Source organism: Pseudomonas sp. IT-196MI5, assembly GCF_949767415.1.
In the GTDB taxonomy this organism is placed as follows: Bacteria; Pseudomonadota; Gammaproteobacteria; order Pseudomonadales; family Pseudomonadaceae; genus Aquipseudomonas.
This window is the reverse complement of sequence record NZ_CATKPZ010000033.1, coordinates 362,668-374,205: the sequence shown is the minus strand read 5'-3', so window position 1 is coordinate 374,205 and position 11,538 is coordinate 362,668. Positions and strand designations below refer to the sequence as shown.

Genomic DNA, 11,538 nt, shown 5'->3' with positions numbered 1-11,538 from the left:
TTCACTCCCGATGGTCGTGGGTCTGGGTGATACGGCCCTGTTCCACGTGGAACAGAGCGACTGGCGTTTCCGTCTGCCAGCCTTCCCTCAATAATTCGTGATCTACACAGGTGATAAACACCTGGCAGCGTAAGTCTTCCAACAAGCGGCAAAGCGCGCGGCGGTGGTGCTCGTCCAGCTCGGACGGCAGGTCATCCACCAGATAAATACACTGACCGCGTCGAGCCTGGCTGACCAGGTGCCCTTGGGCAATCCGTAATGCGCAAACCACCAACTTCTGCTGGCCACGGGACAAGATGTCCGCGGCGTTGTGCGCGCCCAGTCTGAGACGCAAATCAGCACGTTGTGGTCCGGCCTGGGTATGCCCCATTTGCTGATCCCGCTGCAGAGACCCGGCGAGCACAGCACTCAGTTCACGATCTTTGTCCCAGCCGCGGTAATAGCTGAGCGTCAAGCCTTCAAGCTCAACCAGATCGCTCAAGGTCTGTTCAAAGACTGGTTTCAAGGCTTTGATATAAGCGCGGCGGTATTCATCTATTTCAGCGCTGGCCTGGCACAGCTCCCTGTCCCAAACCGCTTGCGAAACGGCGTCAAGTGTACCATGCCGCAGCCAAGAGTTTCTCTGGCGCAGGGCCTTCTGCAAGCGCTGCCAGGTTGACATGAAGCGCGGTTCCACGTGGAACACACCCCAGTCGAGAAACTGTCGGCGAATCTTTGGCGCACCTTCCAGCAATCGAAAGCTGTCCGGATTGATCAGTTGCAGTGGCAAGATCTCGGCCAGTTGCGCGGCGCTGCGCGCATTCTGCCCATCGATACGAATCTGGAATTCGCCTTGGCGATCCCGCGAAATGCCCAAGGCGCTATGCCCACCCTCCGCCAGCTCAACCTGGCCAAAGACCGTACAGGCAAGCTGTTCGTATTGAATGACCGGCAACAGGCGGGTGCTGCGAAACGAACGGGCAAGCCCCAGCAGATGGATGGCTTCCAGAACACTGGTTTTGCCGCTGCCGTTGGCGCCGTAAAGAATATTGATGCGGGGGGAAGGGGAGAAGGTCACCGGGTGCAGATTGCGCACCGCGGTGACCGAGACGCGACTTAAGGACATCTAGTGGCCTGTACGGTTAATTCGAGTACTCAAATTCGAGTGCCAGGGCTTGCCAGGCAAGGCGCCATGACGAGTCGTAGCCCGCTACGGCGAGGAATGGCAACGCAGTCTGGCAAGTACTGGCGCCGAAGTTGAGTGCACGAATTAGCCACACAGGCCACTAACATCTGCTGAACATGATTACAGACGCATCGGCATGACAACGTAGGCCGAGTCGTCGTTATCCGATTCCTGCACCAGCGCACTGCTGTTGGAGTCGGACAGGATCAGACGAACCTGCTCGGTGGTCATCACACCCAGTACGTCGAGCAAATAGCTCACGTTGAAGCCGATTTCCAGGGAGCCGCCGTTGTATTCAACGCCCACTTCTTCTTCCGCTTCTTCCTGCTCCGGGTTGTTCGCCTGGATCTTCAGCTGACCGCTGGCCAGTTGCAGACGGATACCACGGTACTTCTCGTTGGACAGAATCGCGGTACGGCTGAACGCTTCGCGCAGCGCCTGGCGATCGCCCAGTACCAGCTTGTCACCGCCTTTAGGCAGAACACGCTCATAGTCCGGGAATTTGCCGTCGACCAATTTCGAAGTGAAGGTGAACTCACCGGTGGTGGCACGGATGTGGTGCTGACCCAGCACGATGCTGACATTGCCGTCCGGCTCGGTGAGCAGGCGTGCCAGTTCGAGGATACCTTTGCGCGGTACGATGACCTGGTGACGATCAGGCTGGCCGATATCGGCCTGCATCGAACACATGGCCAGTCGGTGACCGTCGGTGGCGACGGCGCGGATCACGCCAGCGGACACTTCCAGCAGCATGCCGTTGAGGTAGTAACGCACGTCCTGCTGGGCCATGGCGAAGCTGGTGCGTTCGATCAGACGACGCAGTTTGCTTTGTTCCAGGCTGCAGGTCAGCGATCCCGGGCCTTCTTCCACGGTAGGGAAGTCATTGGCCGGCAGTGTCGACAGGGTGAAGCGGCTACGGCCGGCCTTGACCACAAGCTTCTGCTCGTCGACCTTGATGTCGATCAGCGCATCGTTCGGCAGGCTTTTGCAGATGTCCATCAGCTTGCGCGCGGGCACGGTGATGGAACCCGGATCCGCCGGCTCTTCGAGTTGAACACGACCGACCAGCTCGACTTCCAGGTCGGTACCGGTCAGCGACAATTGCTGGCCTTCGACAACCAGCAGCACGTTGGAAAGCACCGGCAAGGTCTGTCGACGTTCGACGACACCTGCGACCAGTTGCAGGGGTTTCAACAGGGCTTCGCGTTGAATGGTGAAATGCATGGTCTAGTCCCTTGCCTTAATAAGCTGCGCTGGTGTTCATCAAGTGGTCAGCGTACGCAGCAGGTTCTTGTAGTCCTCGCGGATGTCCGCGTCGGATTCCTTAAGTTCGTTGATCTTGCGGCACGCGTGCAAGACCGTTGTATGGTCGCGACCGCCAAACACATCGCCGATTTCCGGCAAGCTGTGGTTGGTCAGTTCCTTGGACAACGCCATGGCGACTTGACGCGGACGAGCGACCGAACGCGAACGGCGTTTGGACAGCAAATCTGAGATCTTGATCTTGTAGTACTCGGCGACGGTGCGCTGAATGTTATCCACAGAGACCAGTTTATCCTGCAACGCCAACAAGTCCTTAAGGGATTCGCGAATCAGCTCGATGGTGATATCGCGGCCCATGAAGTGCGAGTGGGCGATCACACGTTTGAGCGCACCTTCCAGCTCACGGACGTTGGAGCGAATGCGTTGGGCAATGAAGAACGCGGCGTCGTGCGGCAACTCGACTTTGGCCTGATCGGCCTTCTTCATCAGGATCGCCACGCGGGTTTCCAGCTCCGGCGGCTCGACCGCTACGGTCAGGCCCCAGCCAAAGCGGGATTTGAGACGTTCTTCAAGGCCTTCGATTTCCTTCGGGTAGCGGTCACTGGTGAGAATGACCTGCTGGCCACCTTCGAGCAGGGCGTTGAAGGTGTGGAAAAACTCCTCCTGGGAACGCTCCTTGCGGGCAAAGAACTGAATGTCATCGATCAGCAAAGCATCCACCGAACGGTAGAAGCGTTTGAACTCGTTGATCGCGTTCAGTTGCAGGGCCTTGACCATGTCCGCCACAAAACGCTCGGAATGCAGGTACACCACCTTGGCATTCGGGTTCTTCTTTAATAGATGGTTACCCACAGCGTGCATCAAGTGGGTTTTACCCAGGCCGACGCCACCATATAGGAAGAGTGGGTTGTAACCGTGCTTGGGATTGTCTGCCACCTGCCAGGCGGCGGCGCGCGCCAACTGGTTGGATTTACCTTCAACGAAGTTCTCGAAGGTAAAGGTGCGGTTCAGGTAACTGGTGTGCTTGAGCGCACCTTCGACCTGCACGGTACGTTGCTCGGCGCGAACCGGGGCCTGTTGCGAACTGGCGCCGGCCATAGGGTCGAAGCTGTCACGGGAAGGTTCTTGCTCGGTGACCTCAGCCACTTTTTGCGTCGCACGTTTGGTCGACGCGGTGGCAGGTGCTGGCGGTGGACTGGCAGGCGCTTGAGCAGCCTGGGCCTGGGAAGCCGCGGCAGCCAGGGGAGCATTGGGCGCGGCACGGGGTGCCGAACTGCGTTTGCTGCCTATTAACAAGGAAAGCGCAGGTGCCATGCCATTGCCGTGCTCATCGAGCAATTCGAGAACACGCCCCAGGTACTTTTCATTGACCCAGTCCAGAACAAAACGATTGGGTGCATAGACACGCAACTCGTCGCCTTCAGCTTCGACCTGTAGTGGACGGATCCAAGTGTTGAATTGTTGGGCAGGCAGCTCATCGCGCAAAAGCTCCACGCACTGCTGCCAAAGTTCCACTGACACGGATATCCCCTAAGTTGAAAGCCGGTGAGGCAAAAACAAGCGGCCATTGTAGCGACCAGACGCCGACTTATCCACACGAAGGTGGCTCATCGACCAAGAAGAATCGCCGTTTCATACGCAAAAAAGACGACCAGCGGTCTGTGTATAAGCTCTGTGGATAACCGGGGTTAAGGTCATTGCACAAGTGGGGGCGAAACTCGGTGGATAACCGGCCTGTGGATAAACCGAGCTTCCACACACAGGTTATCCGACAGCGCAGCACAGGCTGAACACTGTTTTCCACTGTAGTTGTCATTCTCTGTACATCAGGTAAAACAAGGGCCAAATCGACTTATCCACAGAAGGCTGCGGGCCTAGCTTTTATAAGCTTTACAGAAAAGCTTTAAATACTTTCCTTTCTTATTCTTATATTTGCCGACGGTTCGTTCAGCGCAAAACGTCCGGAGATCTATTTATAAGGAAACGCTGGTTGGAAATTGACCTGAAGGCTTGCTTTCTCTAGAATCCCCGGTCTCTTAAAACGGGGGCCATTCCGGCCCGTTGTGGACGAACCAGGTAACACGACAATGAAACGTACTTTCCAACCAAGCACTATCAAACGCGCTCGTACCCACGGTTTCCGTGCTCGCATGGCTACCAAGAACGGTCGTGCCGTCCTGTCGCGTCGTCGCGCCAAAGGTCGTGCGCGTCTGGCAGTTTGATAATCCGGCACTGGAGGTGAGTCAGGACTTCAGTCGGGAAAAGCGTCTGCTTACCCCCCGGCAATTCAAGGCAGTCTTTGACTCCCCTACCGGCAAGGTTCCGGGGAAAAATCTCCTGCTCCTTGCGCGCAACAACGATCTTGATCACCCCCGTCTCGGGTTGGTTATCGGGAAAAAGAGCGTAAAGCTCTCCGTCGAGCGCAATCGCCTCAAACGTCTGATGCGCGAATCGTTTCGCCTGAACCAGGATTCTCTGGTCGGCTGGGACATCGTTATCGTCGCGCGCAAAGGTTTGGGTGATGTAGAAAACCCCGAATTGATTCAGCATTTCGGCAAACTCTGGAAGCGTCTGGCTCGCAGTTCGCCGGTACCAGCAGTCAAAACCGAAACTGTAGGGGTAGACAGTCCAGATGCGTAAACTGGCACTCGTTCCGATCCAGTTTTATCGCTATGCCATTAGTCCCCTGATGGCCAGTCACTGTCGTTTCTACCCCAGTTGTTCCTGCTACGCGTTAGAAGCCATCGAAAATCATGGTCTTCTTCGCGGTGGCTGGCTGACCTTTCGTCGTTTAGGTCGCTGTCATCCGTGGAATCCCGGTGGTTATGACCCGGTTCCACCTATCCCTACCTCCCGTTCTTCTTCGATGGCCGAGTAATCATGGATATCAAACGCACGATCCTGATCGTCGCCCTGGCAATCGTGTCCTACGTTATGGTTCTTAAATGGAACCAGGACTATGGTCAGGCTGCCCTGCCGACTCAGAATGTTGCCACCAATACGACTGCATCGGGCCTGCCGGATACGGCATCTGGCTCCAACGCTTCCGCCAGTGACGACATTCCACGTGCTGCAAGCGACACCAGCGCACCTGCCGAAACGCCGGTGGCTGTGAGCAAGGACCTCATCCAGATCAAAACGGATGTACTGGACCTGGCTGTCGATCCACAAGGTGGCGATGTTGCCCAACTGACCCTGCCGCTGTATCCGCGTCGTCAGGATCACCCGGAAATTCCGTTCCAGCTGTTCGATAACGGCGGCGAACGTACTTATCTGGCGCAAAGCGGTCTGATCGGAAGCAACGGTCCGGACGCAAATCCGGCCGGTCGTCCGGTTTATTCCTCGGAGAAGAAGGTTTATCAACTGGCTGACGGTCAGGACCAATTGGTCGTAGACCTGAAGTTCAGCAAGGACGGCGTCAACTACATCAAGCGTTTCACCCTGAAACGCGGCCTGTACGACGTAACCGTTTCCTACCTGATCGACAACCAGAGCGCTCAGCCCTGGTCCGGTGCGATGTTCGCGCAATTGAAGCGTGACGCCAGTGCCGATCCATCTTCCACAACCGCCACCGGCACCGCGACTTACCTGGGCGCTGCCCTGTGGACAAGTTCCGAGCCGTACAAGAAAGTGTCCATGAAGGACATGGACAAGGCGGCGCTGAAAGAAACCGTCACTGGCGGTTGGGTTGCCTGGTTGCAGCATTACTTCGTGACCGCATGGATTCCGGTCAAGGGCGAAAACAACGTCGTCCAGACCCGTAAAGACAGCAAAGGCAACTACATCATCGGCTACACCGGCCCATCGATGAGTGTTGCGCCGGGTGCCAAAGCTGAAACCAGCGCCGTTCTATATGCAGGTCCGAAAAGCCAGGCCGTGCTGAAAGAGTTGTCCCCAGGTCTGGAACTGACGGTCGACTACGGCATTCTGTGGTTCATCGCCCAACCCATCTTCTGGTTGCTGCAACACATCCACGCCATTGTGGGTAACTGGGGCTGGTCGATCATCTTCCTGACCATGCTGATCAAAGGGATTTTCTTCCCGCTGTCGGCTGCCAGCTACAAATCCATGGCGCGCATGCGTGCAGTGGCACCGAAACTGGCTGCGCTGAAAGAGCAACATGGTGATGACCGGCAGAAAATGTCGCAATCCATGATGGAGCTGTACAAGAAAGAGAAGATCAATCCGCTGGGTGGTTGCTTGCCAATCCTCGTGCAGATGCCGGTTTTCCTCTCGCTGTACTGGGTTCTGCTGGAAAGCGTCGAGATGCGTCAGGCGCCGTTCATGCTGTGGATTACTGACCTGTCGATCAAGGATCCGTTCTTCATTCTGCCGATCATCATGGGTGCAACCATGTTCATCCAGCAGCAGCTGAATCCGACTCCTCCGGATCCGATGCAGGCCAAGGTGATGAAGCTGATGCCAATCATCTTCACCTTCTTCTTCCTGTGGTTCCCGGCGGGTCTGGTGCTGTACTGGGTAGTGAACAACTGCCTGTCGATCGCCCAACAGTGGTACATCACGCGTAAAATCGAAGCGGCTACCAAAGCAGCTGCCTGATTTACACTGTGGATAACCACTCAAAACGCCCCCTAGTGGGGCGTTTTGCTATCTGTCACTTTTGTCTGGATACCGGTTTATGAGCATTCCTCGTGAAACCATCGCCGCCGTCGCCACCGCCCAAGGTCGCGGCGGTGTAGGCATCGTGCGTATTTCCGGGCCGTTGGCCAGCGTTGCGGCCAAGGCCTTCAGTGGTCGCGAGCTCAAGCCGCGATTTGCTCACTACGGCCCGTTCTTCAGTGAAAACGACGAAGTTCTGGACCAGGGCATTGCCTTGTATTTCCCTGGCCCGAACTCTTTCACAGGCGAAGATGTGCTGGAGTTGCAAGGCCATGGCGGTCCGATCGTTCTGGATATGTTGCTCAAGCGCTGCCTGGAACTGGGTTGCCGGCTCGCCCGACCAGGAGAATTCAGCGAGCGCGCCTTCCTCAACGACAAACTGGACCTCGCCCAGGCGGAAGCCATTGCCGACCTGATTGAAGCCAGTTCTGCCCAGGCTGCGCGAAACGCGTTGCGCTCTCTGCAAGGTGCTTTCTCGTCACGTGTGCATAACCTCACCGAGCAACTGATCGGCCTGCGGATTTATGTCGAAGCGGCGATCGATTTCCCGGAAGAGGAAATCGATTTCCTCGCCGATGGCCACGTTCTGAGCATGCTCGACAAGGTGCGCGACGAGTTATCCACCGTCATGCGTGAAGCCGGGCAGGGCGCCTTACTGCGTGACGGCATGACCGTGGTGATTGCCGGTCGTCCGAATGCCGGTAAGTCCAGCCTGCTCAATGCCCTGGCGGGGCGTGAAGCGGCGATCGTGACCGAAATTGCCGGCACTACCCGGGATGTCCTACGTGAACATATCCACATCGATGGCATGCCGTTGCACGTGGTGGATACCGCCGGCCTGCGCGATACCGATGATCACGTGGAAAAAATCGGCGTCGAGCGAGCCCTCAAAGCCATTGGCGAAGCGGATCGGGTGCTGCTGGTGGTCGATGCCACGGCACCGGAAGCCCTCGATCCGTTTGCACTCTGGCCGGAGTTTCTCGAAATCCGTCCCGATCCCGCGAAAGTCACCCTGATCCGCAACAAGGCCGACCTTACGGGCGAAGCCATTGCCATGGACGTCAGCGACGACGGCCATGTCACCATCAGCCTGAGCGCCAAGTCTGGTGGTGTCGGGCTGGAGCTGCTGCGTGATCACCTCAAGGCCTGCATGGGCTATGAACAAACGTCAGAAAGTAGCTTCAGCGCTCGCCGGCGACACCTTGAGGCGCTACGTCATGCCAGTGCTGCCCTCGAGCATGGGCGTGCTCAATTGACCCTGGCCGGCGCTGGCGAGTTGTTGGCCGAAGATTTGCGCCAGGCTCAGCAGTCGCTGGGGGAAATCACCGGTGCTTTCAGCTCTGACGATCTGCTGGGGCGAATTTTCTCCAGCTTCTGTATCGGCAAGTAGCCCTCCTGTTATTCACAGACAGGCCATTCGTGCCTGTCTGCTCCCTCCTTTTCTGAAAAAAACCTCCAGTGCCGAGCGGACGTCGTCTGCTTGGGCGAAATTCCTGTACCCGAATTTCGAGCGAACGGCACTTTTCTGTGGATTAAGCCCTGTGAATAACCGCAGCTAAGGTCAGTTGATAACAGGGGTCGAAAACTGAACATAACCGCCTCTGTGGATAACCACCCCTTTCATCCACAGGCTTAAACCGGTTATCCAAGGGCCTCATTGGCACATGAACACAGGGTTTTGAATCTCTGTACATATTGGAAACAAAGGGCTACATAGATCTATCCACAGATAGTGGTCTGCATAGAAATAAACATAAAAACAAAGATTTAATAAATTTCTTTCTTTTTAATTTCTATAACTCAGACTTTTCCACAGCTGGTTAAATTTTGTGCAAAGGGTTCTTTAGGAACGGCGAAGTCCCTATACTTGTCGACCAGGTCCAAAAACCTGAGCTCAAACTATTCCTGAATTACCTACTTAAGCAGGCACGAGGTGCGTGGTGGATTTCCCTTCCCGTTTTGAAGTGATCGTCATCGGCGGCGGTCATGCCGGTACCGAGGCAGCACTGGCCTCAGCACGTATGGGGGCTAAAACCCTGTTGCTGACGCATAACGTGGAAACCCTCGGTGCCATGAGTTGCAACCCGGCCATTGGCGGGATCGGCAAAAGCCATCTGGTCAAGGAAATCGATGCCCTCGGTGGCGCGATGGCCATGGCTACCGATAAGGGCGGTATCCAGTTTCGCGTGTTGAACAGCCGCAAAGGCCCGGCCGTACGTGCAACCCGCGCGCAGGCAGACCGGGTTCTGTACAAGGCCGCTGTCCGCGAAATCCTGGAAAACCAGCCGAACCTGTGGATATTTCAACAGGCCGCTGACGATCTGATCGTCGAGCAGGAGCAAGTCCGTGGTGTTGTCACCCAAATGGGCCTGCGTTTCTTCGCCGATTCCGTGGTGTTGACCACCGGTACGTTCCTCGGTGGACTTATCCACATCGGTTTGCAGAATTTTTCCGGCGGTCGCGCCGGTGATCCGCCGTCGATTGCGCTGGCTCACCGTCTGCGTGAACTGCCATTGCGTGTGGGTCGTTTGAAAACCGGTACTCCGCCGCGTATCGACGGGCGGTCTGTGGATTTCTCGGTGATGGCCGAACAACCGGGCGATACGCCGATCCCGGTGATGTCGTTTATGGGCAACAAGGAACAGCATCCACAGCAGGTCAGTTGCTGGATTACCCACACGAATGCGCGCACCCACGAAATCATTGCCGCGAACCTCGACCGTTCGCCGATGTATTCCGCTGCCGGTGAGATCGAAGGCATCGGCCCGCGTTATTGCCCGTCGATCGAAGACAAGATCCATCGCTTTGCCGACAAGGAAAGCCATCAGGTTTTCATCGAACCGGAAGGCCTGACGACAAACGAGCTGTATCCGAACGGGATATCCACATCCCTGCCGTTCGACGTGCAACTGCAGATCGTGCAATCGATCCGCGGCATGGAAAACGCCCACATCGTGCGCCCGGGCTACGCGATCGAGTACGACTACTTCGACCCGCGCGACCTGAAATACAGCCTGGAAACCAAAGTCATCGGCGGCCTGTTCTTTGCCGGGCAAATCAACGGCACCACCGGTTACGAAGAAGCCGGTGCCCAGGGTTTGCTGGCCGGGACCAACGCGGCACTGCGTGCACAAGGAAAAGACGCTTGGTGCCCGCGTCGCGACGAGGCCTATATCGGCGTATTGGTCGACGACCTGATTACTCTCGGTACCCAAGAGCCGTACCGGATGTTCACCTCCCGTGCCGAATACCGTCTGATTCTGCGCGAAGACAACGCCGACCTGCGTTTGACCGAAAAAGGTCGCGAACTGGGCTTGGTGGATGACGTGCGCTGGGCCGCTTTCTGCAAAAAACGCGAAAGCATCGAACTGGAAGAGCAGCGCCTGAAAAGCACCTGGGTACGCCCAGGCACCGAACAGGGTGATGCCATTGCCGAAAAATTCGGCACGCCACTGACTCACGAATACAACCTGCTCAATCTCTTGAGTCGTCCGGAAATCGACTACGCTGGTCTGATCGCCGTGACCGGTGGGGGCGCAGAAGATCCACAGGTTGCCGAACAGGTCGAGATCAAGACCAAGTACGCCGGTTACATCGATCGCCAACAGGATGAAATCGCCCGCTTGCGTGCCAGCGAAGACACCAAACTGCCTGTGGATATCGATTACACGAACATTTCCGGTCTCTCCAAGGAGATCCAGAGCAAGCTCGGCGCGACCCGTCCAGAGACTTTGGGCCAGGCCTCGCGTATCCCGGGCGTAACACCGGCAGCCATTTCGCTGTTGATGATTCATTTGAAAAAACGCGGCGCGGGCCGTCAGTTGGAGCAAAGCGCTTGAGTTCGTTGGTCACTTCGCAACACGCAGAAGAGTTATCCACAGGTGCCCGCCAGCTTGGCGTCACGCTGACAGAAACCCAGCACGCGCAACTGCTGGGTTATCTGGCCCTGTTGATCAAATGGAACAAGGCTTACAACCTCACCGCCGTACGTGATCCGGACGAAATGGTCTCCCGTCACCTGCTCGACAGTCTGAGCGTGATGTCATTCATCGAAAACGGGCGCTGGCTCGACGTCGGCAGTGGCGGCGGCATGCCTGGCATTCCGCTGGCCATCCTGTTTCCCGAGTCCCAGGTGACCTGCCTGGACAGCAATGGCAAGAAAACCCGCTTCCTGACTCAGGTCAAACTCGAACTCAAACTGGATAACCTGCAAGTTATCCACAGTCGCGTCGAAGCCTTCCAGCCTGCCCAGCCATTCAACGGGATCATTTCCCGGGCGTTCAGCAGCATGGAGAACTTCAGCAACTGGACTCGCCACCTCGGCGATAGCGAAACACGCTGGCTGGCAATGAAGGGCGTTCATCCGGCCGATGAGCTGGTAGCATTGCCGGCAGACTTCCACCTCGATAGCGAACACGCCCTGGCCGTACCTGGTTGCCAAGGCCAACGCCATCTGCTGATACTGCGCCGCACGGCATGATTGGGAACAC

10 protein-coding genes are annotated in these 11,538 nt (G+C 56.7%); 7 read left to right on the top strand and 3 right to left on the bottom strand.

The features are described from left to right. Nucleotide 1: 1 nt before the first annotated feature. The 3 genes from recF to dnaA form a co-directional block, all read right to left on the bottom strand. The gene (gene recF / locus ACM6IK_RS20150) at nucleotides 2-1,105 is read right to left on the bottom strand and encodes a DNA replication/repair protein RecF (protein WP_007985068.1); all 1,104 of its coding nucleotides are present in this window, start codon (nucleotides 1,103-1,105) and stop codon (nucleotides 2-4) included. A gap of 180 nt (nucleotides 1,106-1,285) precedes the next feature. Continuing rightward, entirely contained in the window at nucleotides 1,286-2,389 is a 1,104-nt protein-coding gene (gene dnaN, locus ACM6IK_RS20145; protein WP_007969885.1) for a DNA polymerase III subunit beta, read from the bottom strand. A gap of 39 nt (nucleotides 2,390-2,428) precedes the next feature. Next, nucleotides 2,429-3,949 (bottom strand): chromosomal replication initiator protein DnaA, encoded by a 1,521-nt coding sequence (gene dnaA / locus ACM6IK_RS20140; RefSeq protein WP_414875708.1) that lies wholly within the window; start codon nucleotides 3,947-3,949, stop codon nucleotides 2,429-2,431. Nucleotides 3,950-4,515: 566 nt separating this feature from the next. On the opposite strand from dnaA, the gene rpmH reads away from it, so the two are divergent. From rpmH to rsmG, 7 genes are all read left to right on the top strand, one after another. Further along, on the top strand, nucleotides 4,516-4,650 hold the full coding sequence (rpmH, locus tag ACM6IK_RS20135; protein WP_003213577.1) for a 50S ribosomal protein L34: 135 nt from the start codon (nucleotides 4,516-4,518) through the stop codon (nucleotides 4,648-4,650). A gap of 16 nt (nucleotides 4,651-4,666) precedes the next feature. After that, a complete protein-coding gene (rnpA, locus tag ACM6IK_RS20130) occupies nucleotides 4,667-5,068 on the top strand; it encodes a ribonuclease P protein component (protein WP_056727027.1) in 402 nt (133 codons plus the stop codon). After that, a complete protein-coding gene (gene yidD / locus ACM6IK_RS20125) occupies nucleotides 5,061-5,306 on the top strand; it encodes a membrane protein insertion efficiency factor YidD (protein WP_010207715.1) in 246 nt (81 codons plus the stop codon). Before rnpA ends, yidD begins: the two co-directional genes overlap by 8 nt. Before the next feature lie 2 nt (nucleotides 5,307-5,308). After that, on the top strand, nucleotides 5,309-6,988 hold the full coding sequence (gene yidC / locus ACM6IK_RS20120) for a membrane protein insertase YidC (RefSeq protein WP_414875707.1): 1,680 nt from the start codon (nucleotides 5,309-5,311) through the stop codon (nucleotides 6,986-6,988). 79 nt (nucleotides 6,989-7,067) lie between these two features. Then, nucleotides 7,068-8,438, top strand: a complete 1,371-nt coding sequence (mnmE, locus tag ACM6IK_RS20115; protein ID WP_414875706.1) for a tRNA uridine-5-carboxymethylaminomethyl(34) synthesis GTPase MnmE — start codon at nucleotides 7,068-7,070, stop codon at nucleotides 8,436-8,438. Between the two features lie 550 nt (nucleotides 8,439-8,988). Further along, on the top strand, nucleotides 8,989-10,887 hold the full coding sequence (gene mnmG, locus ACM6IK_RS20110; RefSeq protein ID WP_414875705.1) for a tRNA uridine-5-carboxymethylaminomethyl(34) synthesis enzyme MnmG: 1,899 nt from the start codon (nucleotides 8,989-8,991) through the stop codon (nucleotides 10,885-10,887). Then, the gene (rsmG, locus tag ACM6IK_RS20105) at nucleotides 10,884-11,528 is read left to right on the top strand and encodes a 16S rRNA (guanine(527)-N(7))-methyltransferase RsmG (protein WP_007969895.1); all 645 of its coding nucleotides are present in this window, start codon (nucleotides 10,884-10,886) and stop codon (nucleotides 11,526-11,528) included. Before mnmG ends, rsmG begins: the two co-directional genes overlap by 4 nt. Nucleotides 11,529-11,538: the final 10 nt, after the last annotated feature.

Bases quoted from the DNA above. Each gene is read 5' to 3' on its own strand.
- recF (WP_007985068.1), bottom strand. From the start codon at position 1,105: ATGTCCTTAAGTCGCGTCTCGGTCACCGCGGTGCGCAATCTGCACCCG.
- dnaN (WP_007969885.1), bottom strand. From the start codon at position 2,389: ATGCATTTCACCATTCAACGCGAAGCCCTGTTGAAACCCCTGCAACTG.
- rpmH (WP_003213577.1), top strand. From the start codon at position 4,516: ATGAAACGTACTTTCCAACCAAGCACTATCAAACGCGCTCGTACCCAC.
- yidD (WP_010207715.1), top strand. From the start codon at position 5,061: ATGCGTAAACTGGCACTCGTTCCGATCCAGTTTTATCGCTATGCCATT.
- yidC (WP_414875707.1), top strand. From the start codon at position 5,309: ATGGATATCAAACGCACGATCCTGATCGTCGCCCTGGCAATCGTGTCC.
- mnmE (WP_414875706.1), top strand. From the start codon at position 7,068: ATGAGCATTCCTCGTGAAACCATCGCCGCCGTCGCCACCGCCCAAGGT.